Raw genomic sequence first — 26,961 nt, 5'->3', positions numbered from 1 at the left:
AGGGGACCCCCGGCCTGCCGAGACGGGCCCTCTCACCGTCCCGTCAGCAGGAACCGCAGGTACTTGCCCACCCCGAGGGCATCCCGTGTCTCCCCCCGCGCAACCCCCAACTCCGTTTCCACCCTCGCCCGCTCCGCCTCCGCGCCCGCCAACTGCTTCTGGCGATGGAGGAGTTCCGCGCGCCTGCGCTGCGTGTCCATCGCGCGCTGCTGACGTTGGCCGGTGAGGCGGGCGCGTTCGTCGGTGATCCGTTGCTGCAGGGCGGCCTTCTTCTGAAAGGCCTCGGCCTCCGCCTGCTTGATCTCCGCCTTGTGGGTCCGCCGGAGTGCGGCGATGTCCGCCTTGATCTGGGCCTTGGCCGCCGGCGGCACCGTGGTGGGCGCGGATGCCCTGGCCCGGCGTTCCAGACCCTGCCGCCAGTCGCTGAGGGCCGTGGCCCTGGCCTCGCCGATGCCCGGCACCCGTATCCGCTGGCCGCCGGGACGCACCAGGTACACGACGGACGGGTTGTGCGAGAAGTCCACTCCGATGAAGTCCGCCGCGGTTCGGATACCCGCGTCCTGGAGCGCCTGCACCATCTTGTTGCCCATGTTGCTGAGCGACCGCGCGTCCTGGATCGACGTCCTGCGCAGCTTGTCCTGGATGTGCGCCCTGATCGCGGGCTCCAGCGCCTTGTCGACCCGGCGCTGTTCCTTCGCCGCCAGCCCCGCCAACTGCTGCTGGGCCTGGTCCGTACGCCGGTTGAGGTCCATGGTGATACGGGCCTGGCCGTCGCGCAGTTCGAGCTGGAGGGCCTGGACGCCCTGGTCGGAGGCCGTGTTGTCCTTGGCGAGGGCGTCGTCGAGGACGCTGATCTCCTTCTCCAGGCGCTGATGGGCGCTCGCCGGGTCGGCCAGTTCGCGGGAGCGCCGTTTGAGCTCGCGCACCCGCTTGCGCGCCGCCCGGTACTCGGGGCGCCGGCGTCGGCCGAACCCGACCATCGCGGCGGAGGTGAGCAGGGCGACACCCTGTGCCGCCGGCAGGACGTCCACCGGCTGCGCCGCGGCGAGGACCAGTGCACCCGGGGCCGACGTACTGAGCAGCGCGCCGAGAGCAGCGACCAGGTCACCTGCGCTGCGCCCGCCGAAGCCGGAAAGTCCGGCGAGACCGGAGAGACCCGAGAGACCGCCTGAGGACTGCGATACCGGGCTCTGTGCGGCACCCGACGCGGTGGTGGACGCGACGGTGGAAGCCGCTGTGGACGCGGTGATGCGTCCCGCCATCCAGGCCGGCACCCCGGAACCGGATGCCCCGGACGCGGCCGGTGTCCAGGTCGTGACCGTGGGCCGGTTGCCGCCGAGACCGCCCCCGGCCCCGTAACCCCCCGCACCCGTACCCGCCCCTGTTCGCGCGCCCGATGCCGATCCCGATGCCGTCCGTTGCGCCGGGAGCCGCACGGCGTCGGCGGTCAGGGGCGGCAGCGCCGACGCCCGTCTGCCGAGGAAGCTCTTGACCCGGCCGGCGACGTCCCGCACCCGCTGGTCCGGGTGGCTCAGCAGGACCGGCCAGGCCAGCGAGGTCGCCGGTTCCTTGAAGTCCGCCTCGGAGAGGATCAGGAACTCGCCCTGGCTGTCGTGCAGTTGGGTCCACAGGCCGGGGTCCGTGGCGACGGCGAGCAGGGCCAGTTCGATGGTCCAGGCGGAGAAGCGGTCCATGGCCGGGCCGAAGTCGGCGGCCGTACGGGAGGGCGACTGGTAGTTGCGGTGGCCGTTCTCGGTCGCCCGCTCGCCGCGCAGGGCGGGGACGTACATGCCGTCGTAGTCGACGAGGCGGAAGGTCGCGTCGGCGGCGACGAGGAGGTTGCCGTGCTGGAGGTCGCCGTGGGCGATGCCGTTCCTCTCCAGGTCGGCGGTCATGGCCAGGAACCGGTCGGCGAGCGTGTGCAGGGCGGCGGGGTCGTGGAGGTTGCGTTCGATCCAGTTGATGAGGCCGGTGCCCTGGACCCAGGTCATCTTGACCGCCGGGTACCACTCCCGGCCGACCAGGACGCCCTGCTCCAGGAAGTCGAACCCCACCGGCCACGGCTGGGACAGCCCGCCCGCACCGGATCCACCGGGGCCACCACTGCCGCCGAGACCGCCGAGTGCCGTACTGATGGCGGAGTAGCGCTTGCCGAGCGTCACGCTGTCCCGGGTGAAGCACTTCAGCGCGTACCGCTGGCCGTTGGTGGCCGTGACGGAGAAGACGCTGGCGAAGTTCCCGGAGATCGCCTTCGGACCCAGTACCGGGCTCTGCTGAACGGCGCCGTGTTTCAAGTCCGGGTCGCTGAAGCACAGTTCGGGGTGCTGCAACGCCTCCGCGTAGTTCGCTCCCGTCGGGAACTTCCTGGCCGGTCCGGTGCCGGGACCATGACCATGACCATGACCGGGATCGTGACCGGGGCGACCACTGCGGGACACCGCCATCCACGCCTCCCCTCTCGCTGCCGTGCGGAAGAACGCCGGACCCTCATGACGTGACTCCCTCATGACGCCACACCGTCATACGGATATACGGATGAACGTCACACTCTCGCTCGGACGAGGGTCACATCGTCGTTGCGCATCCGGGCGCGGGCCCGCTGGTCGTCCACCCACTCGGCGAAGTCCTGTTGGTCGAACGCGGCGAAGGCCGGGAGGGCCGAAACCTGTTCAGCCTCGCCCGCCGCCTGCCGGGACAGCATCCAGGCCGCCAACGCATCGGTGACGAGCAGGAGTTCGTCCCCCGGCAGCAGCTCCCCGTGCGCCACCCGCATCCGTTCCGCGACCAGCCGCACATCATGGTTGCGGCTGCCCAGCAGTTGAGGGGTGATCCCGAACTCCTCGACCGTGCGCACCGGAAAGGAGTCGAGGACGTGCCCGTCGCGCAGGTGGAACAGACAGCTGTCGCCGAGGGCGAAGGCGTGCCAGGACCAGCGGGTCGTGCCGTCCTCCAGTGCGGTGGACCGGATCTCGGCCCCCAGCACGGTGGCGAACGCTCCCTTCTCCAGGCCGGGTTGCTCATACCAGGCGATGGGCCTGCCCTGGGCGGCACGCTCGGCCTGGTAGCGGGCCAGGAAGGCGTCCCAGTGCAGTGCGGAGCGCTCCATCAAGTCCCGTACGAACGTGGCGAGTTCCTCCCACCAGTCACCGGCGAGCCGCATGGACTCGACGGCGTCGGCGACGAGGAGCATGGCCCAGTCGCGGGCGAGCAGGCTCTCCGAGGCTCCGTCCGACACCGAGGCGTACAGCGACGCGACGGCCCGTCCGGCGCTGTCGACGCCCGCCTCGTCCGACTGCCAGTGGTACGCGGCGTCCTCGCACTCCCGCTCGCTGCTGCCCGACTTCTGCGTCCACAACCACTGCGCCCGCGGCAGCGCCGGGATCTCCCCCATGGTCAGCGCAGCTCCGTCGCGCGGGTGCCGATGTCGAGGAACTCCACGATGGAGACTATGTCGGCGTTGTAGACGAAGCCCCGGGTCGTCTCGCTGACGCGGTGTCCCTGTGAGGCGGCGTACGAACGCATGTGGGTGGGCAGGACGCTGGACATCTGGAACAGCAGCTTCGCGTACGTGTCCGGCAGCGCCTGCTCGTTGTCCGGGAACGTGATGGGGGCGCCGCCGCTGCCGGAGACGTGCAGATTGAAGAGGAGCACCGGTCCGTCGGCGGTGGCGTGCGAGGCCAGGCCGATGGCGGCGCTGGTCGGGTCGCCGTCGGTGGACTCGCCGTCGGTGAGGTTGAGGACGATGGGCGGGAAGCCGCCGGGGTGCATGTCGACCCAGTGCCCCACCAGGGTGTTCGCGTAGCCGAGGGCCCTGGTCATGGGCGTGCCGCCGTTGGTCACCGGGTCCATCCACACCGGGAACTGCACGGTCGTCTCGACGAGACCGCCGGCGCCGTCCGACACCTTCTTGGTGCGACTCTCCACCCGCGCCGGGTTGTTGGCGACCTCGCTCAGCGGAACGAGGTCGCGGCCGGCGAGGGCACCCTGGTAGGCGGAGCCGACGCGGTTGTGGCCGTAGCCGATCACGGCGACGTGGAAGTAGTCGCGTACGCCTTCTTCCTTGGCGCACTTGACCGACAGTTCCGTCAGCAGCCGGTTGATGGCGTTGGACACGACCTCGGCCCGCGGCTGTGTCGTCTCACCGCTCTCCATGGGATCGCTCATGGAGGCGGACTGGTCCACGAGGAAGATGAAGCATCCTGGGTTGGTCCGGCTGATCTCTGCGGTGTACGGCAACGGACGTCCCCCGTTTGTCCCTGTGCGGTCGCCCGGGGGACAGGCGCGTTCGGCAGCGCGTCTTCACCATCCGACCACTTGGCCCCCCAAGGGAATTCACGGTACCGGATGACCAACCGTTCTACGTGGGGCTACGGGGGAATCCGCCGATACGCGCCCTGTACTGCCCCCGCACCGCCCCCCGCGTTGCCCCACCCGCTGCCCCCTGCGGCGCCCCTGCGCCGCTAACTCCCGGGATTCCAGAGCCCGTCGGGCGTCAGCCCCAGCAGCTCGATCGCGTTCCCTCGTACGATCCGCTCCACGACCTCCGGGTCCAGATGCCCCATCTGCGCCTCACCGACCTCGCGCGAGCCGGGCCAAGTGGAGTCGGAGTGGGGGTAGTCGGTCTCGTAGAGGACATTGCCGACGCCTATCGAGTCGAGGTTGCGCAGCCCGAAGGCGTCGTCGAAGAAGCAGCCGTAGACGTGTTCGGCGAACAGCTCGGACGGCGGCCGGTGGACCTTGTCGGCGACTCCGCCCCAGCCCCGGTTCTCCTCCCAGACCACGTCCGCGCGCTCCAGGATGTACGGGATCCAGCCGATCTGGCCCTCGGCGTACATGATCTTCAGCTGCGGGAAGCGTTCGAACTTGCCGCTCATCAGCCAGTCGACCATCGAGAAGCAGCAGTTGGCGAAGGTGATGGTGGAGCCGACGGCGGGCGGGGCGTCGGCGGAGGTGGACGGCATCCGGCTGCTGGAGCCGATGTGCATCGCGATGACGGTGCCCGTCTCGGCGCAGGCGGCGAGGAAGGGGTCCCAGTCGTCGCCGTGGATCGAGGGCAGGCCGAGGTGCGGGGGGATCTCGGAGAAGGCGACCGCGCGGACACCCCGGGCCGCGTTGCGCCGGACCTCGGCAGCCGCCAACTCCGCGTCCCAGAGCGGGATCAGGGTGAGCGGGATGAGACGGCCCTGCGCGGCCGGACCGCACCACTCGTCCACCATCCAGTCGTTGTATGCGCGTACGCCGAGCAGTCCGAGTTCGTGGTCCTCGGCCTCGGTGAAGGTCTGGCCGCAGAAGCGCGGGAAGGTCGGGAAGCAGACGGCGGACTGGACGTGGTTGATGTCCATGTCGGCCAGCCGCTGCGGGACGTCGTAGGAACCGGGGCGCATCTGCTCGTAGGTGATGACTTCGAGCTTGATCTCGTCGCGGTCGTAGCCGACGGCGGTGTCGAGGCGGGTGAGGGGGCGGTGCAGGTTCTCGTAGACCCACCAGTCACCGATCGGGCCGTCGTCGCCGGGTTCGCCCATGACGGGCTTGAACCGGCCGCCGAGGAAGGACATCGACTTCAGCGGCGCCCGGACTATGCGCGGGCCGATGTCCAGGTACTTCTTCGGCAGCCGGTCCTGCCAGACGTTGGGGGGCTCCACCGTGTGGTCGTCCACCGAGATGATCTTCGGGAAGGTGTCGGTCGTCTCCGCACCCTCCACCGCGCTCTCCACAGTCGTCTCCATAGAAGGCACGGTAGCGCCGATCTGACGAACCGTCAGCTATGCGATCGCAGGTCCCTTCCGGCCACCTCTCCGCCTGCGTTTCATGGAACCCTGTGCGAAGAGCGTGCGAGAACCGTGCAATACCTCGCACCCGGTCTGTGATCGGCGTCTCCGGAGCTGACGCACATGCCATGGACAAGGCAAACTGCTGTTCTAGTCATGATGTTCGGCAGGGAGCGGTGATGGGTGACATACCGGCTGTACCGCGGGTGCCGGCACAGCGGGATCCCAGGGATACGCCGGTGAGGCCCCCGGTGGACTCCTCGGCTGAATCCCCGGCGGCGCTGCGCTTCAGCGTGCTCGGGCCGGTACGGGCCTGGCGCGGCGACGAGCCACTGCCCACCGGATCTCCGCAGCAACGGGCACTGCTGGCCGCGCTGTTGCTGCGTGAGGGCCGGACGGCGACGGCGGCCGAGCTGATCGACGCGCTGTGGGGCGAGGAACCGCCGTCGCAGGCACTGGCGGCGGTACGGACGTACGCGTCCCGGCTGCGCAAGGTGCTGGGCGCCTGGGTGCTGGTGAGCGAGTCGGGCGGATACGCGATCCGTTCGCTCGCGGAGGGCGCGCTGGATCTGACGGTGGCGCAGGAACTGGCGACGGAGGCGGAGAAGGCCAGGAGCGCCGGGGAGCTGCGCCATGCCCGGGACGTCCTCAACCAGGCGCTGGACCTGTGGGACGGCAAGCCACTGGCAAGCATCCCCGGCCCGTACGCGGAGGCACAGCGCGTCCGGTTGGAGGAGTGGCTTCTCCAACTCCTGGAGTCCCGCCTCGACATGGACCTCGAACAGGGCTGCCACGCGGAGTCGGTCAGCGAGTTGACCGCCCTCACGGCCGAACACCCTCTCCGTGAGCGCCTGCGCGAGCTGTTGATGCTGGCGCTGTACCGCAGCGGCCGGCAGGCCGAGGCACTGGCGGTGTACGCGGACACGCGCCGCCTCCTCGCCGACGAACTCGGCGTCGATCCCCGCCCGGGCCTCAGAGAGTTGCAGCAGCGCATCCTCCGGGCGGACCCGGGACTCGCCGAGCCCTCCGCCCCGCTCGCGCCGGAAGCCGCCCCCGCGCCCGTCCGTCCCGCCCAGCTCCCGGCCACGGTCCCGGACTTCACGGGGCGCGCCGCCTTCGTGTCCGAGCTGAGCAAGGTCCTGGCGTCCGCCTCGTCGGCGTCGTCGGCGCAGGGCCGGGTGATGGCCGTGTCCGCGCTCGCCGGTATCGGGGGTGTGGGCAAGACGACTCTCGCCGTACATGTGGCCCACCAGGCCCGTTCCGCCTTCCCCGACGGGCAGTTGTACATCGACCTCCAGGGCGCCGGAACGCGGGCGGCCGAGCCGGAGACGGTCCTCGGCGCGTTCCTGCGCGCCCTCGGCACCGCCGACTCGGCGATCCCGGACTCGCTGGAGGAGCGCGCGGCCCTGTACCGCTCGGTGCTGGACGGCCGCCGGGTGCTGGTCCTGTTGGACAACGCCCGCGACGCCGCCCAGATACGTCCGCTGCTGCCGGGCACGGAGGGCTGCGCGGCCCTGGTCACCTCCCGGGTACGGATGGTGGACCTGGCCGGCGCCCACCTCGTCGACCTGGACGTCATGTCCCCCGAGGAGGCCCTCCAGCTCTTCACGAAGATCGTGGGCGAGGAACGGGTCGCGGCCGAGCGCAAGGCAGCCCTGGATGTCGTGGCGGCCTGCGGTTTCCTGCCGCTGGCGATCAGGATCGCGGCGTCCCGGCTGGCGGCGCGCAGGACGTGGACGGTGTCCGTCCTGGCGGAGAAGCTCGGGGACGAACGCCGTCGACTGGACGAACTCCAGGCCGGCGACCTCGCCGTGAAGGCGACCTTCGAACTCGGCTACGGCGCCCTGGACCGTCAGCAGGCCCGCGCTTTCCGGCTGTTGGGCCTGGCGGACGGCCCCGACATCTCGCTCGCGGCGGCAGCCTCCGTACTGGGCCTGCCGGTCGACGATGCGGAGGAGATCCTGGAGTCCCTCGTGGACACCTCGCTCCTGGAATCGGCGGCGCCGGGCCGCTACCGCTACCACGACCTCGTACGACTCTACGCGCGTGCCTGTGCGGAACGGGACGAACACCCTCCCGGCGAGCGGGCGTCGGCCTTGTCCCGTCTGCTCGACTTCTACCTCGCGACGGTCGCCGCGACCTACCGCGTCCAGCGCCCCGAGGACAGACTGGTCGACCACCTGGAACACGCGGAGTACCCCGGACTGACGTTCACCGACAGCCACGCCGCGCAGGACTGGGTGCATGCGGAGGCGGTGTGCGTGCTGGCCTGCGTCCGCCAGTCCGCGACCCGGCCGGACACGCTGCGCCGGGCCGCCGACGTGCTCTGGGCGGCGGTCGAACTGGCCGAGTCCGGCACCAACTCCAAGGAGTACGAGGCGGTCGCGGCGATCGTGCGGGACGCGGCCCGGGCTGCGGGCTGCCGTCGCACCGAGGCGCGCGCCCTGACCACGCTGGCCTTCGTGCACCACGTCTCCGGGAGCCTCTTCGACGCAGCCGTCCAGGAGTCCGAGCGGGCAACGGAGTTGGCCCTCGCGGCCGACGACCAGTACACCGCCTGCTGGTCGTCGAACATCAGCGGCGTCGTCGCGCTCTACCAGAACCGGCACGACGCGGGAGAGGCCCACTTCACCCGCGCGATCGAGAACTACCGCGCCTGCGCGGACCGCCCCGGCGAGGCGAGCGCCCTGTGCAACCTGTCGCGCATCCACCTCGCCACGGGCCGCACCGACAGCGCGGTCGCCCTCGCCCAGCAGGGCACGGCGATGTACGACGCGATGGGCCACACCGTGCGAGGAGCCAACGGCCGCTACGCGCTCGGCCTGGCACTCACCCAGAGCGGCCAGTTGACGGAGGCCGCCGGCCATCTCGACGAAGCCCTACGGGTGTTCCGGGACAGCAGGCAGCGCCTGTGGGAGGGCATGACCCTGTTCCGCCTCGCCGAGGTCGATCTCGCGGCGGCCCGTTCGGCACGTGCGGCGACCAACGCCGAGCAGGCGCTGACGGTACTGCGCGGCATCGGCGGCGAGTGGCGGCGGGGCAATGTGCTGACGGTCCTCGGCCGCGCCCTGCACGGCATAGGCCAACTGGACCGCGCCCAGGTGTGCTGGCAGGACGCGCTCGGCATCTTCGAGTCCCTGGAGGCACCGGAGGCGGACGCGGTGCGGGAACTGCTGGGGCGGGCGACGCGCACGAACCGCTGAGGGTTGCCCGGACGGAGCCGAGGACGAGCGGCGTTCATCGTTCGTTTATCGCCGTCCGGCAGGCTCGTCCCTGTCGAGCCGTCGCGTCGGGGGGCAGGCGGAACGACAGGGGGCCGGACCTCTTAAGGTGAACCGGCCCAGGGCCCGCCCCGCAGTCCACGGGGGAGTCGCGGGGCGGGCCCTCAGTCCAACGGTCACCATTGCAGGGGAGACAGCAAGATGAGCGACGAGATCAAGCCGAACGACGTCCACGCGACGAGCGAGCCGGCCACCGCCACCCTGGACGACGTCCACGCGACGACCGAACCGGCCAAGAAGTCCAAGGCCACGGCGACGGTCCTGGGCGACGTCCACGCGACGACGGAACCGGTCACCGCCAAGCCGAACGACGTCCACGCGACGGACGAGCCGGCCTGACCCACCGGCTCCAACAGACGTACACCTGCACACGGGGAACGACCGCGGCGGCGCGGAGGGGGAGCCGCCGCGGTCGTGGTGTGTCCGGGGGCGGGCCCGGAGGCCTCTGACGACCGCCTTGGGACCATACGTTTCCCGTGCAGTGCTCCTCGGACGTGCACAGCGCCACACCCTCCGCCTGACGCCTGACGCCTGCCACCAACGTCCTGCCCACGCCGCTCCCCGACACACCGCCGACGCCCCGAGCAGCGTCAGCCCACGCCCCGACTCGTCGGCCCCGGTGGCGCTGAGCGGCACCGGCAGAGCGCGCGGACCGGGATCACCCGCCTCCAGCCGGAGAACGGGCACCGTCCTCCACGCAGCCCACTCGCACGGAAACGGGCAGTCCGGCGCCGAAATCCCACCCGCGCCGCGCCTTTCGACGGCCGAGCGAGCGGCAGAGGCCACCGAAATGGCAAGCGGAAAGCGCGACGTGAGCACCGCGGAGTGGCGCATGAGCAGCCACAGCCTCGACACCGGCGAAGACCGCGCAGCCTTTCTCACCGACATGAAAAGCTGAGCGCGCAGCACCCAGTGTCAGGAATGCAAGTACCAGTCGGACAGCGCCGGGTATTCCTGCCCGAGGAATCCGTTGCCGACCTCTTCTTCACCCGCCCAATTCCACCCCGCATTCTCTCCGCGCACGACCAGGTAATTGCCATAGGGGAGTACGGACCGTGCCGGGCGGAACCACGGAGGCCGGCGTGCGTCTCCGCCGGAAAGGCAGACCGAGAGCGTCGACTGACCACAGGTCGAAGCAATTCCTCGTACGGCTCTGCGGCCGGGAAAGTCATCGGCCGGACGTGACGCATCGACGTGCACGATCCCGCAAAGCTGCCACGATGACGCCCGGATCCCGCTCGAGAGCTCCAAACCTTGCCGTAAATTTACACTCCTGAAATATTTGGCGCGATCTCGGAAAATACCGCCACCAGCCGCGCGAACTCAATCAAACTGGACCCGGAGAATCCGGCTGGCCGGCGTACCGCAAGGCGTGGCATCGGCCGTTTGGCGCGAGCCGGGTCATCCCGTTCGCCCTACCGAGATCCCGGCCGGATCACCGGTCCGACGCCTCTCACCAGCGCGGGAAGTGCGGACACGGCAACGCACACCGCTCCGGGACGCGCCAGGCGATCACTTCGAAGCCCTGCCCGCGGAGATGGACCCGGCCACGATGCGTCGCCCGTTTCAAGCCAGGGTTCCGAAAGTAATCTCTTGCGTCTCACTCTGGCAGATAGTTACGATCTCGCGGTAGGGGGGTCACGCAACTATTTCGTTGATGTGTCGATCGAGGTGAAATGTAAATCGCCGCACCCAGGTCGCGGCGGACCCTCTCGGCCGCGAATTGATTAACGTTTCCTCATTCGATTCCCGGCGACAACACAAAAATAGACATGGACATGTCGGGGGATCCTTGAATATCGGGAGTGCATCCATGCAGCCAAAAGAATACGTACTTCTTCTCGGAGCGGACCAGTATCTTCGCGAACGAGCCTTCTCGGGAGCGAAACAGGCTGTCGATCTTCCCGTCTGGGCAGCTACGGAAGATTCCGTACGCAAGCTGAACCGTACGTTCGACAACATGCTGTCGGCCGATCCCAAGGACTCCGATTCCCTGCTGAGGGCCATCCACGCGCAATCCGCACAGGGCTGGCACCCCCGAATGGTCATTCCGCTCAACGACTGGACGGTGGAATCGGCGAACACCGTCAACCGCGTCCTGGGCCTGGGCGGACTGGACGCCGCGACGGTGACCAACGCGCGGAACAAGTACGTCATGAAGCAGGCCTTTCTGGCCGCCGGCGTCCAGGCTCCCGACTCCCGGCTCGTGCAGTCGGAGCAGGAGTTGCTCGACGCCATCGAGTCCGTCGGTCTGCCGGTGGTCATCAAGCCGTACGACTTCGGCGGCAGCGGCGGAGTCGTCCTGGCCACCACGCGCGAAGAGGCGATCGCCGGTCTCGCGGAGTCGAAGGCCGTCATCGCGCAGTACGGATCGTCGTTCAACATCCTCGGCGACAAGTACCTCGTCGAGCAGTTCATCGACTCCGACGACGAGGTGTCCGTCGAGGTCCTCTGCGGCGTCGGCCGCGCACAGGTCCTCGCCGTGACCGAGAAGTACCTGTCCCCCCGCCCCTGGTTCGCCGAGGTCGCGCACCTGGTGCCGAGCCACCGCACCGGAGACCCGGTTCTGACCGACCTCGCCGTACGGGCCTGTACCGCGCTGGGCATCGACCGCGGTCTCGCCCATGTGGAGATCAAGTTCGACGCGGACGGGACGCCCTGGGTGATCGAGGTGGCCGCCCGGCCGGGCGGCGACGGGATCATGGACCAGGTGGAGCGGGCGTACTCGCTCAACCCCTATCGGCTGCACGTCGGCTCGTATCTCGGATCCGACCTCCTTGACGTCGTCGCCGACGCGGTGCCCACCAGGACCTCGGCGATCGCCTTCCTCAAGGCCGCGCCCGGACGCATCCAGGACATCCTCGACGGGAAGCCGCTGCCGCCCGAGGTGCGGAGCATCAACATCAGCGCCAAGCGCGGTGATCTCTCCCAGGCCGCCAAGAACTGGAGCACCAGGGAGGGCCTCGTGGAACTCGAATGGGACGAGCTGTTCAGTGAGAAGACCTCGCTGCCGGTGACCGTGGCGAACGAGCTGTCCGACCAGATCTTCGTGAGCGGTGAGACGGTCGGCGAGTGAAGAGGTACACGCTCTACTCCGGTCTCTACCGGTTCTTCAACGGAGTGGTGCTGCTGCTCCTGAACTGGCACATCGCCTCCTCGCAAGGGGGAGGCTATGACGCACTCGCCATCTCGACGGCGCTCTCCTTCGTCCCCGCCGTCTTCGTTCCGCCGCTGATCCGCTTCAGTCCGATCGCCGGCGGGGCCAGGATGACCGCCGCGGGGCTCGCCGGCGTCTCCCTGACCCTGCTTCTGATCGCGGCCGGCTACGACCACGTGACCCTGGTGGTCGCGCTGAACTTCGTGCTGTGGATCTTCTTCTTCTTCCTGGAATCGACCTGGGAAGTCTGGTTCAACGACGAGGCGTCCGGGCTCGACGACGTCGTCCTGCGCAAGCACAGCTCGCTGACGATGACCGTCAACCAGGTCGCGCTCATGGTCGGCCCGCTGTTCGCACCGCTGTTCACGCGCGTCATCCGGGCCGAGTGGGTGGTGGTCGTCTGCGCCGTCCTGTTCGCCGCTGTCGCCGTCCTGAGTCTGGGAGCACACCGGACCGCGACCGCCACGGAGCAGGACCAGCAGATGGAGGTCGGGCCGAAGAGTCCGAGCAGCCTCAGCGTCCTGTACCTCCTGGCCTTCATGCTCGTCTGGCCCATCCTCGGAACGTTCAACCTGATGCTGCCGTTGCAGGCCCTCGCCCACGGCAAGAGCATGCTCACCGTCGGAATCATGGACATGTTCCTCGGCATCGGAATGGCCGTCGCGGGAACCTTCCTGCATCGCCTGACGAAAAGCCTGGGGTCCTGGGTACTGGTGGGAGCCGCTGTCGCCGTGGCCGCGGCGATGGCGCTCTGGCTCGCCGTCCCGGCATTCGGAGCGCCGCAGATGGTCGCCATCTTCGCCCTCGGATGCGCCTTCGGCTCCCTGCGGGTGCTCCTCCGTGCGGAAGCGGCCTCGGCTTTCTCGCCCCGACAGGTCGGTGCGATCGTGGCGAACGCCAACGCCTCCTCACTCGTGTTGCTGGCCGCCGTCCTGGCGGGCGGAAGGTACTTCTCCTCCCACATCTGGCTGGCCCCGTTCGCACTGACACTTCTGCTTGTTCTCGCGTTCCACGGAATTCGCAAGGTCCAGAGCAGTCGACCCATACCGATCGAGGTGTCCACATGACAGTCCTCAACGATTCCCGAGGCGTCCCACATCTTGTCGAACGGCCGTCGGACATGGAGCTCGTCGAGAGGGGGATCATCCAACTCGTCTCCATGAAACTGGACCACGAACGATGTCGTCGGTCCGCTCGGCCCACACCATCCGTCCCACTCCAACTGATGCTCGCCGTGGACCTGTTGTGCTCCATGGAGCGGCCGGCCGTCCTTCAGGCGGCGGCGATCCACGCCTCCCTCGTCGAGACCGACCCGGCCGAACCGCGGACCAGGGCGATGCTCGCCGCCATCGGTTCCTGGGCCGCGGGAGATCTCGTCACCGCCCGGAACGGCTTCCAGAGCATCGTCGACACGTATCCCGGGGATGCCGTGTCGATCTACACCGCGCACATGCTGGACTTCTACATCGGCGACGCACCGCACATGCTGGCGTCGACGGCGGAGGCCATCGAGGTCTTCACGGCCGACGACCCGGTCATCGGCTACCTGAACGGCCTGCACGCGTTCGCACTTGAGGAGAACGGCCTGATCACGGCGGCGGTCGAACGCTGCCGGATCGCCCTGGCGCTCAACCCCGACGACATCTACGCGATGCACGCGATGGTGCACTGCCTCTACGAGACAGGCCGCCACGAGGAGGGCTCCCGCTACATCCGGGAGTACATGCGCGGCAGGGACGGCTCGACTCCCATGCGTATCCACATCTGGTGGCACTACGCGCTGTTCGAGCTCTACGCCGACAACATCCAGGAAGTACTGGCGTGTTACCGCGTCGGCATACGCAGGAAGACATCACTGCGGTCGACCGAGGACCTCGACGCCGTCACGCTCCTCTGGCGTCTCGCCCTCGTCAGGCCGTCGCTCGACCTCTCCGCCTACTGGCGGTCGCTCTTCCAGGACTGGAAGCCCTATCTGGAGGAGAGCTGGTACCTCTTCAACGACTTCCACGCGTACATCACCTACTGCCAGGTCGGCGAATACCGCCGTGCCGACTCCCTTCTGGAAGCGGTCATGGCACGCGGCAAGGAGATGTCCGAGGAAATGGCCGACATATTCCTCGGCTTCCGGTCCTTCACGACCGGCGACTACGCCGATTCGGCGGCCCGACTGGCCAGGTCCTTCCCTCGCGCGTTCCCGATGGGCGGCAGCAACGCCCAGCGCGACGTCGTCGAACTCACCGGGATCGAGGCCGCTCTTCGCTGCCAGAACTACGAAGTCGCGCAGCACATCCACGACTCCGGACGAATTTTCCGGCATCAGAGCCCCGTAGTCCAGGCGTACGAAGATCGCCTGGCGGCTCTGCGCACATCCGAGAACCACACACAGGGGGTACTGAAGTGAGCTACTACCAAGCGATTCTCGACGAAGCCGCACCCGAGGGTACGCAGCTGGCCGAGATCAAACTCGCCGACCGCAACACCGTCTGGCAGCTGGACAGTTCAGCCGGCTTCGCCGCCAAGGTGACCCAGGGCCGAGCAGCCGTCTTCATATGTGAGAAGACCGCCGCGCTGACACTGGACACACTGAAAGAGTGTTGTTCGCCCTTCGGGGTCGGCGAGCCGGTCGAGTGCGACGAGTCGCAGTACATTCTGGCGATCGGGCTGCTCGACGACACCACACTCATGGTTCTGGGCGCGGACGCGGACGTCACCGTCTCGCCCGTGGAGTTCTCGCCCACCAGCGACGACGTACGGAGCATCGTCGGCACGATCGGCGACTACTACTACGGCTACGAGGACCGCTACCGGACCGTGTACGAGAACGGCGCCGAACTGTGGGAGTCGGCGGAGCCGAACGCCTCGCTCCTCCAGATGATCGGGGAGCGCCCGGACGTCTTCTCCGGCCAGATCATCGACCTGGGCTGCGGTGAGGGACGCGACTCCCTGTACCTGTTGTCGCAGGGGCACGACGTCGTCTCGGTCGATGTGTCGCACTCGGCTCTGACTCGTGCGCGTGAGCTGGCCACCGCCGCGAATCTGGACGCGTCGGGGTTCGTGGAGCGCGACATCATCTACCTTCGCGGCTTCGGTGAGAACAGCTTCGACCTCGCCATGAACATGGGCTGCCTCCACATGCTCGTCGACGAGGAGCAGCGGGGCAGCCACATCTCCCGCGTCTTCGACATCCTTCGCCCGGGCGGACACTTCATCGTGGACCACTGCGCGAGCGAGTGGGGGAAGGGCTTCTTCTCCATTCCGGACTACACGGAGGTCGCCGCCGACATGGTTCCGGGCCGGGTGATCCCCAGGAGGATCCGGGTCGCGGACGGCGAGAAGAACATCGGCCTGGAGGTGCTCCCCTACTCGGAGCGGTCCGGTGAAGCCCTGACCGAGGAGATCAGCCGGCACGGCTTCAGCCTGGTGAGCAGTCTGCACACCGACACCGAGGCCTTCGGATCCTCGGCGATGCTCCTGTTCCAGAAGCCGGCGAACGGGACCCGGACCTCCTGATCCGGCGTCGGTCGCCTGCGGCGGCCTTCCGTTTCCCTCCGGGATCCGGAAGGCCGCCGCTTTCGGTCATGACCGGCAGGGCACCATGCACGGTCGGCGCACCGGCTGAGAACCTTTTCCCATGAGTACACCACCGGACGGACTGCCCATCTACCGTGTCGTGACCGGCCCGGACGACGCCGCCTTCTGTCAACGGGTGAGCGAGGCGATCGCCCTCGGCTACGCACTGCACGAAGGCCCCGCGATCACCTTCAACGGCGAGAACGTCATCGTCGCCCAGGCTTTGGTCTGGCGAGCCCGGCCGTCGCCGTGACACCACCGAGTGGCACCGTGCGCGTCGCGATGTAATGGTTGAACGTATGAGACCCATGACCGCACGCTGGCGGACATGGGAAGAATTCCAGATGTAAGACGTGGATCATGGTGGTGCCCCTCTTGTGGCCTGCCCTCCGGATCCTGTCGACCGATATCCGAGCACTTCACGTCCGAGGGAATGGTGCGGTACCTGTGGTGCGCCACCAGCGGATGGCTCGTCACCCGCTCCGACTTCCAGCTCATCGAAGTACGTCGGCCCAGCGGAGAAAGCCGAACCCCGGCACGTGGGGTTTCGTAATGTGCGAAAAGGCCGAGCGGGCCGAGAAGGTCGAGAAAATCAAGAAGGTCACGTGCAGCAGAATCATTACGGCCGCCTGGGGGCGGTGCTTTCCGCCGATCTGATCAATCTGCCCGAGGTGAGCGCCGAGAGTGTCCAAGCCCTGCTTGAGGCGCACGAGATCCGGCGCGCGGAGATCGGTGATGCCGATGTCCAGGGCTTTCGGGACTGGCGGGATCGCCTGTCGCGGGTGTTCGGTCAAAGGGATCCGGCCCAGCAGTGCTCAGCCGTGAACGACCTGCTGATGGAGGCGACGATCCGTCCGTGGGTGACCACCCACGACGGCCTGCGGCCCCATCTCCACTTCGTCCCCGACTCGGCCGACCTGCTCTCCCGGGTCAAGGCGGTCACCGCCGGCGGCCTCGCCTTCGTCCTGTGCTGGGAAGGGGGAGCACGGCTGGGGCGGTGCATGCGCTCCGAGTGCTCGCGGGCGTACGTGGACACCTCCAGGAACGGGCGACGGCGCTACTGCACAGCACGCTGCGGAAACACCGAGGCGGTCATGCGGCATCGTTCGCGACAACCTCGCCCGAGCCCGAAGCCCTGACCCCGTTCCGAGCGGAGAACCGGACCGGCCCCGACGCCCGCCTCCCCTCAATGCTTCCTTCCCTCAACGCCTCTTCCGCTCAACCCCCCACCCTCAACTCCCCCTTGACCACCTTCCCGCTCGCGTTCCGGGGCAGCCCGCCCACGAACTCCACCACCCTCGGCACCTTGTAGTTGGCCATCTCCCGCCGAGCCCAGGCGATCAGGTCGTCCCCCGTCAGGGACACCCCCGGCCGCCGGACCACGTACGCCTTTCCGACCTCCCCCAGCCTCGCGTCCGGTACGCCGATCACCGCCACGTCCGCCACGTCCGGATGCAGGCCGAGCTGCTGCTCGATCTCCGCCGGGTACGCGTTGAAGCCGCCGACGATGAACATGTCCTTGAGGCGGTCGGTGATCCGCAGGTTGCCGTCGGCGTCCAGTACGCCGACGTCACCCGTCCTCAGCCAGCCCTCCCCCGTGACCGCTTCGGCCGTGCTCCGCGCGTCCTCGAAGTACCCGCGCATGACGTTGAAGCCCCGCACCAGCACCTCCCCGGGCTCGCCCACGGGCGCCTCGACCCTCACCTCGACGCCGGGAACGGCCCGCCCGGACGTCGACGCGATCACCGGTGCCGCGTCGCCCCGGCGGCACATCGTGACGATGCCGCTCGCCTCGGACAGGCCGTACGCCGTCAGGACCGTCCCCACACCCAGCTCCGTACGCAACCGTTCCACCAGGCGCAACGGCACCACCGCCGCCCCCGTCACCACCAGCCGCAGGCTCGACAGGTCGTACGCCGCCCGGGACGGGTGGTCGAGAAGCGACTGAAGCAGCGTGGGCGGGCCGGGAAGGACCGACACCCGCTCCGCCGCCACGTTCGCCAGCACCGTGTCGACGTTGAACACCGGCTGCGGGATCAGCGTCGCGCCCCGCATCAGACACGCCAGCACCCCCGCCTTGTAGCCGAAGGTGTGGAAGAACGGGTTCACGACGAGATAGCGGTCGCCTTCCCGCAGGCCCGCCAACTCGCTCCAGATCTCGTACGCGCGCAGGGACTGCGCATGTGTGATCACCGCTCCCTTCGGGCGTCCCGTCGTGCCCGAGGTGAAGACGATGTCCGAGGGGTCGGAACCCCGCACCGCCTCCGCCCGAGCCCGGACGACCTGCGCGTCCACTCCGTCGCCGCCCGCCAGGAAGTCCTTCCACGTACGGAATTCGGCGGGTGCGTCCTCGCCCAGCACCACCACGTCCGTCAGCTCCGGAAGCCCCGGCAGGGGCCCGGCACCGTCGCCGCTCCCCGCCGCCCTCCGCAGCGAGGCCACGTACGAGGTGCCCAGGAACGTCCCCGTCACGAACAGCAGCCTCGCCCGGCTGCGCGCCAGTACGTACGCCGCCTCCGCACCCTTGAAGCGTGTGTTCACCGGTACGAGCACCGCGCCCGCCGACACCGCGCCCAGCGCGGACACCATCCAGTCGAGGGAGTTGGGCGCCCAGATCGCCACCCGGTCACCGGCGGCCACCCCGTGCGCGACACAGGCCGCCGCCGCCCGCTCCACCCGTACGCCCAACTCCGCGTACGAGATGCGTGTACGTCCGTCCACGACCGCCTCGGTGTCGCCGTACCGCTCCACCGCCGCCCGGACCAGACCGGGAATGCTGCCCCACTCCACGTCACCGCGCACCGCGAGCCTCCCCAGAACACCTCACCGCACAAGAGCTGACTGACCGTCAGATTAGCTGTAACCTGACGCCCTGTCAGCAGCCGGGCACGCGTGCGGAGGTGTGTGCAGTCATGGCAGTCGCACCAGATACGGCCGGTATCAGAGGCGTCACCGGCATCAAGGACGCCACCGCCATCGCCGGGATCGGACAGACCCCCTTCGCCCGGCAACTACCCGAGAACGAACGGACATTGGCGTGCCGGGCGATCCTCGCCGCGCTCGACGACGCGGGCATCGCGCCCGCCGAGGTCGACGCCCTCGCCTCCTACACCATGGAGGAGACCGACGAGGTCGAGGTCGCGAAGGCGCTCGGACTCGGCGACCTCACCTTCTTCTCCAAGGTCGGCTACGGCGGCGGCGGTTCCTGCGCCACCGTCGCCCATCTCGCCGCCGCGATAGCCACCGGACAGGCCACGGTCGGCGTCGCCTGGCGGTCACGGAAGAGGGGTTCCGGGCCTCGTCCCTGGAAGAACACGAGCGTCCAACTCCCCACCCCGGCCCAGTGGACGCGCCCCTTCGGGCTGCTCCGGCCCTCCGACGAGATCGCGATGCTCACGCGCCGCCACATGCACGAGTACGGCACGACCCGCGACCACCTCTTCAACGTCGCCCTCGCCTGCCGCAACCGCGCCAACCAGAACCCGGCCGCGATCATGTACGACCGTCCGCTCACCCGCGAGATGTACATGACCTCCCGCTGGATCAGCGAACCCCTGTGCCTCTTCGACAACTGCCTGGAGACGGACGGGGCGTTGGCCTGCGTGGTCGTGTCCGCCGAACGGGCTCGCGACTGCCGCCGCACCCCCGTCTACATCCACTCCGCCGCCCAGGGCCTGCCCGCCCAGCACCACGGGATGGTCAACTACTGGAACGACGACCCGCTGACCGGCCCGGCCTGGACAGCCGCCCGACACCTCTGGAAGCACGCCGACTTCACCCCGGACGACGTGCAAGTCGCCCAGCTCTACGACGCGTTCACCGCCCTCATCCCCCTCTCCCTGGAGGGCTACGGCTTCTGCGGACGCGGCGAGGGCGGCGCCTTCACCGAGGGCGGCGCCCTGGAGAGCGGCGGCCGGCTGCCGATCAACACCGGCGGGGGCGGCCTCAGCGAGGCGTACGTCCACGGCTTCAACCTCATCACCGAGGGCGTACGGCAACTGCGCGGCACCAGCACCGCCCAGGTCCCCGGGGCCGCCACCTGCCTGGTCACCGCAGGTGAGGGCGTCCCCACCTCCGCCCTGTTGCTGAGAAGTTGAGAGTTGAGAAGCTGAGGAGTCGAGAGATGCTGACACCTGTCGTCGACGAGGACGGCGCCCCCTTCTGGGGGTACGCGGCCCAGGGCGAACTCCGCGTCCAGACCTGCGCCGACTGCGCCGAGCCCCGCTTCCCACCCCGCCCCTGCTGCCCCCACTGCCAGTCCTTCGCGAGCGAGTGGCGCGCGGTCAGCGGACGCGGCCGTGTCTGGTCGTACGTCGTTCCGCATCCGCCGCTCCTCCCGGACTACGCCGAGCTGGCCCCGTACAACGTGATCGTCGTCGAGCTGGCGGACGCACCGCGCATCCGGCTGGTCGGCAATCTGGTCACCGGTCCCGACGCGCCCATCAACTCCCTTCCCCCCGAACGGATTCGCATCGGCGCACGGGTCCAGGTCGTCTTCTCCTCGGCCGGGCTTCCGCAGTGGATCCTGGAGCGACCGTGACCACCCTGGGCGTTTCGGCCGACAAGGAGACCGGGGTCGCCGTCGTCACCCTCGACCGGCCGCGGAAACTCAACGCCATCGACCTCGCCACCGCCGCCGAACTGGCCGCCACCTGGCAGGAGTTGCGCTTCGACGACACGGTACGGGCGGTGGTCCTCACCGGAGCCGGTCCGCGCGCCTTCTGCACGGGCCTCGACCGCGACGCGACCGTACCCCAGCCCAACTCGCCCTATATGGTGGACGATCCGCTCGAAAGGATCGGCCCGAAGGCGAACGGCCTCTGGAAGCCGGTGATCGCCGCTGTGAACGGCATGGCATGCGGCGGCGCCTTCTATCTCCTCGCGGAGTCGGAGTTCATCGTCGCCGACCCCGGCGCCACCTTCTTCGACCCGCACACCACGTACGGCATGGTCAGCGCGTACGAGTCGATGGGCATGGCGCAGCGGATGCCGTACGGGGAGATCGCGCGGATGGCGCTGATGGGCACGGCGGAGCGGGTGTCGGCGGCGCGGGCGTACGAGATCGGGCTGGTGAGTGAAGTCACCGCGCCCGGTGGGTCGTTGGAGGCCTCCGTCGAGCGCGCCCGGGTCATCGCGTCGTATCCGCCGGAGGGGGTGCAGGGCACGGTACGGGCGGTGTGGGCGGCGAAGGAGGCGGCCCGCGCGCACGCCCTCGCGTTCGCCCCGCACCTGGTCCGTCTCGGCAATCTTCCGGGCGACCGGCAGGCGGAACTGTTCTCGGCAAGGACCCCGGATTTCCGGTTGCGATAGCAACTTATACCCTTTGCGTCATGGCTGAGAACCGCACAGTGACAGAGCGTCCCGGGGCCGAGAACCACAGGGTCGAGCATCGCACGGTGGCCGTGAACGGCATTCGGCTGCACATCGCGGAGGCGGGCGAGGGGCCGCTCGTCGTGCTGCTGCACGGCTTCCCCGAGTCCTGGCACTCCTGGCGCCACCAGTTCGGGCCGCTGGCCGCCGCCGGTTTCCGGGTCGTCGCCCCCGACCAGCGCGGATACGGCGATAGCGAGCGCCCCGAGGACGTGTCCTCGTACAGCATCCTGCACCTGGTCGGCGACGTGATCGGGCTGATCCGGGCGCTCGGCGAGGAGACGGCGTACGTCGTCGGGCACGACTGGGGCGCGCCGGTCGCCTGGCACACCGCCCTGCTGCGTCCGGACGTCGTGCGCGGGGTGGCGGGACTGAGCGTGCCGCCGCCGTTCCGGGGCGACCACCGCCCCCTGGGCGTGATGGAGGCGATGTTCGGCGGCCGTTTCTACTGGAACTACATCAACCGCCCCGGAGTCGCCGACGCCGAACTGGCCCGGGACCCGCGCACCACCCTGCGCCGGACCCTGTACGGCTTCTCCGGCGACAACCCCGAGTCGGGCACCGGCAAACAGCCGCTGATCGAGCCCGGCCAGGGCTGGCTGGACACGATGCCCGACCCGGAGGAACTCCCGGCCTGGCTCACGGAGGCGGACCTCGACTCCCTCACCGGCAGCTTCGCGGGCAGCTTCACCGGCGCCCTCAACTGGTACCGCAACATCGACCGCAACTGGGAACTGACGACGGCCTGGCACGGAGCCGTGGTCAGCCCGCCCGCGCTGTATGTGTACGGCGACAGGGATCTGGTGCCGGCGTTTCCCGGTACGCCCGAACTCATCGAGCAGCTCCCGGAGTTGATGCCCAACCTGCGGCGCGATCCGGTGGTGCTGAAAGGCTGCGGCCACTGGACGCAGCAGGAGCGGCCGGACGAGGTCAACGCGGCGCTGATCCCGTTCCTCACGGAGCTGCGGGACGCCAACAGCTGAGCCCCTTCGGCGACTTTGCCAGCTCTTTACAACCCGTTCCGGCGCCGACTCGTCTCTCCGCACGATCCGTCACTCAGCCCGCCCTCGCCGGCCCGATCACCGGGCCGGCCTGCCATCGGCGGACCGACGAAAGAGAGCGATTCCATGCGCCGTACCGTGCGCCGTACCGTCCTCAGCGCCGTGGCACTCGCGGCCACCGCCGTACTGGCGGGCACCGCCCCCGCGTTCGCCGACGGGACGAGCCCCACCCCGGTCCCGGCCCCCACCGTCGCGCCGACCGAGGCCACCCCGGAACCGAGCACCGAACCGACCCAGGCACCGGCCGACGAGGCCAGCCCGGTGCCCAGCGAGGCCCCGACCACCGACCCCAACGCGGCCCCGCCCCAGGTCTCCGAGGTACCGGGCGGCGCGCCCGACACCGGGGTGACGCAGACGTCGAAGGACTCCGGAACGCCAGGGACACTGATCGGCGGGGGTGCTGCCGCCGCGTTCGCCGTGGCCGGCGCCTCGCTGTTCGTCGTACGCCGTCGGCGGGCGACCGGGGCGTGACCGTGCTCTCCAGGCGCGCGTTCGCTACGGGAGCCACGGCGGGCGCGGCCTCGCTGCTCGTGGGCTGTTCCTCCGGCGGCGAGGGTGTACGGACGACGGGAACCGCGAGTCCCGACGCCTCCGCCCCGCCGCCGCAGTCGGCCACGGGCAACCACACCTCCGCCAAGTCCGCGCGGGCGGTGGGCCGTTCGGCCCCCGTCCGGCTGCGGATACCGGCCCTCGGGGTCGACACCCCGGTCATGCGGCTGGGACTGGCGGCCGACGGCACGGTGCAGGTCCCTCCGATCAGCGACCACGACCAGGCCGGCTGGTACGAGCACTCGCCGACGCCCGGTCAGACCGGCCCGTCGGTGATCCTCGGTCATGTCACGGTCGGCGAGTACGGGGACGGTGTGTTCCACGACCTCGCGCGGCTGCGCCGGGGCGAGAAGATCGTGGCACGTCTTCAGAACGGCACGGAGACGGAGTTCACGGTCACCTCCCTGCGGACGGTGGCCAAGGCCGACTTCCCGACGGACGACGTCTACGGGAACGTGGACCGTCCCGAGCTCCGGCTCATCACGTGCGGCGGCCCCCGGGACGGGACCGGCTACCTCGACAACGTGATCGCCTTCGCCGCGCTGACGTCGTCCACGAGCCCGTGAACGCCCCGTGAGCACACTGGAACACAAAGGATGGCGGGCCGCCGGAACGTACGCCGCCGGCCCGCCGTCCTCCCCCACGAGTGCCACACCCGTGGCAACAGCACCATGGAGAGCGTTGAAACGGTCCCGCGACAAGGCAGCGTCCGAGCTGTTCGCCGCCCTCTATCCGCGCCTGGCCGGCTGGTGCCGCCGACTCGTCGACGACGACGAGACGGCCCACGAGATCGCCTCGGAGGCCTTCACCCGGCTGTGGGCCCGCTGGACGTCGGTGGAGGAGCCGCGCGGCTTCCTCTATGTAACGGCGGCCAACATCGTCCGGGACCACTGGCGCAAAATGGAACGCGAGCGCAGGGCCATGCGGCACGTGACCACGGAAGCGGCGCTGCGCACCCACACCGAGCCGTCGGACCCGTCCGTCCGCCTCCTGGTCCAATCACTCCCGGAACGACTGCGCATCCCGATCCTGCTCCACTACTACGCTGACATGCCCATCCGGGAAGTGTCCGCACTGACCGGACGCAAGGAAGGAACCATCAAGGCCGACCTCCACGCGGCCCGTGAACTACTCCGCGCCCACCTGAGGAAAAGCCTTGACCACACGCTTTGACGACGACGAAGACGACGACCGGGATTTCGGACCGATCGACCCCACCGCCCCGGGCCACGACCCCGACGACCCCCTCCTGGTCCTCCTCGGCCCCGACCCCGCCTACCTGGGCGCGCCCCCGGGCCGCTACGAGGAGATCCGCCGCGCCGCGACCCGTCGCCGCCGGACCCGCACAGCGGCCGGAGTGGGCATGGTCTGCGCCGTCGCCGCGCTCATCACCCTCCCCCTCAACCTGACGACGGCCGAGAGCCCCCGCTCCCCCACGGTTCCCCAGGCCCCGCCCGTCTCGACGAGCCCGGCGACACCCCCCGCCGACCGCACGCCCGTGCCTGTGCCTGCCACACCGCGACCGTCCACGACCGCCACCACCGACCCCAGCTCCACCGGCCCGGAACCCACCGAGGAGCTCGACTCCCCCAGCCAGGCCCCCCGCGAAACCCCCGACGCCCCGGCCGACGAGTCGCCGGTGGCCACGCCCGAGGCCTCGGTAGCGCCGACCACGGCTCCGTAGCGGGACCGGCCTGACTGGCGTCCCCTTCCCCATCTCCATCCCCGTCCCCATCACGTCCCCGTCGCCACCCCCGTACAACTTTTCGACTGGATCGGTCGTCAGATTGATCGGCACGGTGGCTGACCGCCGTCTGCGGTGTTCAGCGATCACACGTCGGATTCAGGTGATCAACCGATCAGGAACGGGGCCCACTATGCGGGGAAGACGTCAGCGAGGATGGCGAAAGGCCGGGTCAGGGGCTGTTCTGGCCGTGACGGTCCTGGCGGTCGGGGCGGGGCTGATGCCGTCGGCGGAGGCCGGCAGCGGGCCGAGGGCCGCGGTAGCGGACCGCGCGGGGATGCCGTCGGTCACCCTCAAGGGGCAACTGGGACCGCTGACGAAGCCGTCGGCGCCGGTCAGCGCGGATGCTGCCGGCGTCCTGTCCTACGGCACCGGGAACAGCCCATCGGCGGCGTACACATGGGAGCGGCCGAACGGTACATACGTGAACGGCCTGCCCAAGCCCGTCATTCTCTCCCCCCCTAATAACTACAACAGCCTGTGGGCCGTCAACGGTCGCTTCGCCCTGGAGCGGGTCGGCACCACCAGCGCCTACCGGATCCGGAACTACGACACCGGCAAGGTGGTGCAGTTCGACCTGCCGACCGGCGACACCGCCACATCGGTGATCGCCCAGAACCGCCTGCTGACGCAGCGCAAGACAGCCGGCAAGTTGACACTGCATCTGCTGGAGATCCCCGCAGCCGGTGGCCGGCCGGTCGACCGGCCGGTGTCAGGTGTCCCGGACAACCTGCCGGGAGCCATCACCCACGTCCAGCAGGACGCGCGCGGAGCGGCGATCACCTTCGGAGGCTGGTCCGGCGTCCAGACACTGCTGGACTTCGCGACCCGCCGCCTGACCGTGGTGCCCGACAACGCCTCCAGGCTGAATCTGATGTCGCTCAGCGCCACCACGGTTCTGTACGAGGCCACCAATGAGGATTTCAAGTCCTACCTCGTCGACCGCGACCATCCGGACGGGCCCCGAACCCTGCTCAACGTGGATTCCAGCGTCAACTTGGCGTTGCTGGGCAACTGGGCGGTATACCCCGATGGCGAAGACAAGCTCGTGGCCCAGCCCGCCGCGGGCGGCGCGGCCCGCACCCTGCTGCCGCAGGCCAGCAGCCAACGCCCTGTCACAGGTGCGGACGGCGCCCTCTACACCGTGGGCGGCACGGGCCCGGACGACTGGGCGGTTCGGCGCATCACCCTCGGCGCCGACGGGACCCCGGTCGTCGGCGTCCACATACCGCTGCCCCGGCAGACGGCGTACGACGTGGGCGGTGTAGCGGTCGACCAGGGACAACTCCGGGTCGGCACGCTGTACGTACCGCGCAGCGCCTCCCGCGCGACCACGTATCTTTCCGGCTCCTCCCTGTCGCTGACGGCGAGTGGCACGCTCAACGCCACGCCCCCGCGGAACGTCGGCGACCTCGGATGGCACCCGGCGGACCAGGAGCCCGCGTACGACAGGCACTGCACCGGGCAGTGCCTGCGGCTGGTCGGCACCGGGGAGGGCGACGTCGTGCGGTCTTCCCTGAACAAATCCAACTACGTGCCCACGCTGACGGCATCCGGCAGGTTCAGCGTCCAGCGCCCCGACCCTTGGTTCCAGTACGTCTACGACGGGACCAAGGCGCTGAGCCACACCGACCATTGGCACGCGGCTTCCCTCTGGGGCAGCCAGCTGTGGAGCGCGGGCACCAGGAGCGGCACCGTCACCGCGGTGTCCCTGCCGTCGATGAAGACGCTCGGCTCCGCCGTGTCCGTGGGCGCCCCTTGCGTACCCACGGAGATCCAGGTGGTGGGCCGGTGGATCTACTGGTCCTGCGGTCCCAACAAGAAAGCCGGTGTCTACGACCGCACCACGAAGCGTGTGATCAAGGTCCCGTCCGGCTACGCGCAACTGGCCGACGGTTACCTCGTCAGCCAGAACGACGCGGCGGCCAGGCTGAGCATCACCTACTTCCCCGGCGCGGTTCCGGCCGCGCGCGTGGGCACCAGCGACCTGGCTCCGCTGAAGAACCAGGTGGGCGAACCCGCCGACCGGCGTGGGCGGTTCTGGGCCGTGGACCGGTTCGGCGGCCCCCTGGCCTACCTCACCGAGGCGGGGGACGTGACGGTCACATGGCCGCGGGTGACCACCTCTCCCCTTGCCGTCATCTCGACCGACAGTCCCGCCCGCGTGGATCTGCGCCCGGCCGGCAGCAAGTACACGGGGGTGTGGCACCTGTCGAAGCCGGCGGCGAGCTGGAAGCTGACGATCGTCTCCGCCGCCAGCGGAAAAACCGTCCGTACCCTCACCGGCGGTCGGGCCACAGGCAAGATCTCCGCGACGTGGGACGGCACCGGCCCAGGCGGCAAGAAGGTCCCCACGGGTACGTACCGCTGGACCCTGACCGCACCGGCGGCCGACCACGTGGGACGGTCCGCGACCGTGAAGGGTTCGGTCGCGGTGCGGTCGTAGGCGGCGCGGCGGTCT

At 69.4% G+C, this 26,961-nt stretch carries 22 protein-coding genes; 17 read left to right on the top strand and 5 right to left on the bottom strand.

Features of this window, described 5'->3' with window-relative positions; all coding sequences use genetic code 11:
* Positions 1–32 precede the first annotated feature (32 nt).
* The 4 genes from OHN74_RS24865 to OHN74_RS24850 form a co-directional block, all read right to left on the bottom strand.
* The gene (locus OHN74_RS24865) at positions 33–2,444 is read right to left on the bottom strand and encodes a hypothetical protein (protein ID WP_327696802.1); all 2,412 of its coding nucleotides are present in this window, start codon (positions 2,442–2,444) and stop codon (positions 33–35) included.
* Positions 2,445–2,542: 98 nt separating this feature from the next.
* Positions 2,543–3,391 carry a hypothetical protein gene (locus OHN74_RS24860; RefSeq protein ID WP_327696801.1) on the bottom strand — a complete coding sequence of 283 codons (849 nt, stop codon included), beginning with the start codon at positions 3,389–3,391 and terminating at the stop codon, positions 2,543–2,545.
* A gap of 2 nt (positions 3,392–3,393) precedes the next feature.
* Positions 3,394–4,236: a vWA domain-containing protein gene (locus OHN74_RS24855; protein ID WP_327696800.1), complete on the bottom strand. Its 843-nt coding sequence runs from the start codon at positions 4,234–4,236 to the stop codon at positions 3,394–3,396.
* A 224-nt stretch (positions 4,237–4,460) separates the two neighbouring features.
* Complete coding sequence (locus tag OHN74_RS24850) at positions 4,461–5,726, bottom strand: amidohydrolase family protein (protein ID WP_327696799.1); 1,266 nt, start codon at positions 5,724–5,726, stop codon at positions 4,461–4,463.
* A gap of 221 nt (positions 5,727–5,947) precedes the next feature.
* Here OHN74_RS24850 and OHN74_RS24845 point away from each other — a divergent pair, with 221 nt between their 5' ends.
* The 8 genes from OHN74_RS24845 (at position 5,948) to OHN74_RS24810 (ending at position 16,915) form a co-directional block, all read left to right on the top strand.
* Complete coding sequence (locus tag OHN74_RS24845; protein ID WP_327696798.1) at positions 5,948–8,971, top strand: AfsR/SARP family transcriptional regulator; 3,024 nt, start codon at positions 5,948–5,950, stop codon at positions 8,969–8,971.
* 219 nt (positions 8,972–9,190) lie between these two features.
* Positions 9,191–9,388: a hypothetical protein gene (locus OHN74_RS24840; protein ID WP_327696797.1), complete on the top strand. Its 198-nt coding sequence runs from the start codon at positions 9,191–9,193 to the stop codon at positions 9,386–9,388.
* A 1,621-nt stretch (positions 9,389–11,009) separates the two neighbouring features.
* On the top strand, positions 11,010–12,125 hold the full coding sequence (locus tag OHN74_RS24835; RefSeq protein ID WP_327696796.1) for an ATP-grasp domain-containing protein: 1,116 nt from the start codon (positions 11,010–11,012) through the stop codon (positions 12,123–12,125).
* Entirely contained in the window at positions 12,122–13,273 is a 1,152-nt protein-coding gene (locus OHN74_RS24830) for an MFS transporter (RefSeq protein ID WP_327696795.1), read from the top strand. The genes OHN74_RS24835 and OHN74_RS24830 overlap by 4 nt, the downstream gene beginning before the upstream one ends.
* Before the next feature lie 158 nt (positions 13,274–13,431).
* Positions 13,432–14,607 (top strand): hypothetical protein, encoded by a 1,176-nt coding sequence (locus OHN74_RS24825; RefSeq protein WP_327696794.1) that lies wholly within the window; start codon positions 13,432–13,434, stop codon positions 14,605–14,607.
* Positions 14,604–15,716: a class I SAM-dependent methyltransferase gene (locus OHN74_RS24820; protein ID WP_327696793.1), complete on the top strand. Its 1,113-nt coding sequence runs from the start codon at positions 14,604–14,606 to the stop codon at positions 15,714–15,716. Before OHN74_RS24825 ends, OHN74_RS24820 begins: the two co-directional genes overlap by 4 nt.
* 121 nt (positions 15,717–15,837) lie before the next feature.
* A complete protein-coding gene (locus OHN74_RS24815) occupies positions 15,838–16,029 on the top strand; it encodes a DUF1737 domain-containing protein (protein WP_327696792.1) in 192 nt (63 codons plus the stop codon).
* Between the two features lie 352 nt (positions 16,030–16,381).
* Positions 16,382–16,915, top strand: coding sequence for a CGNR zinc finger domain-containing protein (locus OHN74_RS24810; RefSeq protein WP_327696791.1), 534 nt, complete (start codon positions 16,382–16,384; stop codon positions 16,913–16,915).
* Positions 16,916–16,994: 79 nt separating this feature from the next.
* Here the strand turns inward: OHN74_RS24810 and OHN74_RS24805 are convergent, their stop codons facing one another.
* Complete coding sequence (locus OHN74_RS24805) at positions 16,995–18,578, bottom strand: FadD3 family acyl-CoA ligase (RefSeq protein ID WP_327696789.1); 1,584 nt, start codon at positions 18,576–18,578, stop codon at positions 16,995–16,997.
* A gap of 110 nt (positions 18,579–18,688) precedes the next feature.
* Between OHN74_RS24805 and OHN74_RS24800 the strand changes: the two genes are divergently transcribed.
* The 9 genes from OHN74_RS24800 to OHN74_RS24760 all read left to right on the top strand — a co-directional run bounded on the left by OHN74_RS24800 (position 18,689) and on the right by OHN74_RS24760 (position 26,946).
* Positions 18,689–19,873: a lipid-transfer protein gene (locus OHN74_RS24800; RefSeq protein ID WP_327696788.1), complete on the top strand. Its 1,185-nt coding sequence runs from the start codon at positions 18,689–18,691 to the stop codon at positions 19,871–19,873.
* A gap of 26 nt (positions 19,874–19,899) precedes the next feature.
* Positions 19,900–20,316: a Zn-ribbon domain-containing OB-fold protein gene (locus OHN74_RS24795; protein ID WP_327696787.1), complete on the top strand. Its 417-nt coding sequence runs from the start codon at positions 19,900–19,902 to the stop codon at positions 20,314–20,316.
* On the top strand, positions 20,313–21,086 hold the full coding sequence (locus OHN74_RS24790; RefSeq protein WP_327696786.1) for an enoyl-CoA hydratase/isomerase family protein: 774 nt from the start codon (positions 20,313–20,315) through the stop codon (positions 21,084–21,086). Before OHN74_RS24795 ends, OHN74_RS24790 begins: the two co-directional genes overlap by 4 nt.
* Before the next feature lie 20 nt (positions 21,087–21,106).
* Entirely contained in the window at positions 21,107–22,129 is a 1,023-nt protein-coding gene (locus OHN74_RS24785) for an alpha/beta fold hydrolase (RefSeq protein ID WP_327696785.1), read from the top strand.
* Between the two features lie 156 nt (positions 22,130–22,285).
* The gene (locus tag OHN74_RS24780) at positions 22,286–22,678 is read left to right on the top strand and encodes a sortase-dependent protein (RefSeq protein WP_327700255.1); all 393 of its coding nucleotides are present in this window, start codon (positions 22,286–22,288) and stop codon (positions 22,676–22,678) included.
* On the top strand, positions 22,675–23,322 hold the full coding sequence (locus tag OHN74_RS24775) for a class F sortase (protein WP_327696784.1): 648 nt from the start codon (positions 22,675–22,677) through the stop codon (positions 23,320–23,322). Before OHN74_RS24780 ends, OHN74_RS24775 begins: the two co-directional genes overlap by 4 nt.
* Before the next feature lie 115 nt (positions 23,323–23,437).
* Positions 23,438–23,929, top strand: a complete 492-nt coding sequence (locus OHN74_RS24770; RefSeq protein ID WP_327696783.1) for an RNA polymerase sigma factor — start codon at positions 23,438–23,440, stop codon at positions 23,927–23,929.
* Entirely contained in the window at positions 23,913–24,440 is a 528-nt protein-coding gene (locus OHN74_RS24765) for a hypothetical protein (RefSeq protein ID WP_327696782.1), read from the top strand. Before OHN74_RS24770 ends, OHN74_RS24765 begins: the two co-directional genes overlap by 17 nt.
* Positions 24,441–24,690: 250 nt before the next feature.
* Complete coding sequence (locus tag OHN74_RS24760; protein ID WP_327696781.1) at positions 24,691–26,946, top strand: FlgD immunoglobulin-like domain containing protein; 2,256 nt, start codon at positions 24,691–24,693, stop codon at positions 26,944–26,946.
* The last annotated feature ends 15 nt before the right edge of the window (positions 26,947–26,961 follow it).

Origin of the sequence: Streptomyces sp. NBC_00459 (genome assembly GCF_036013955.1) — a bacterium.
Lineage (GTDB): Bacteria > Actinomycetota > Actinomycetes > Streptomycetales > Streptomycetaceae > Streptomyces.
The sequence above is the reverse complement of the archived record's forward strand: the minus strand, read 5'-3'. Positions and strand labels throughout refer to the sequence as shown.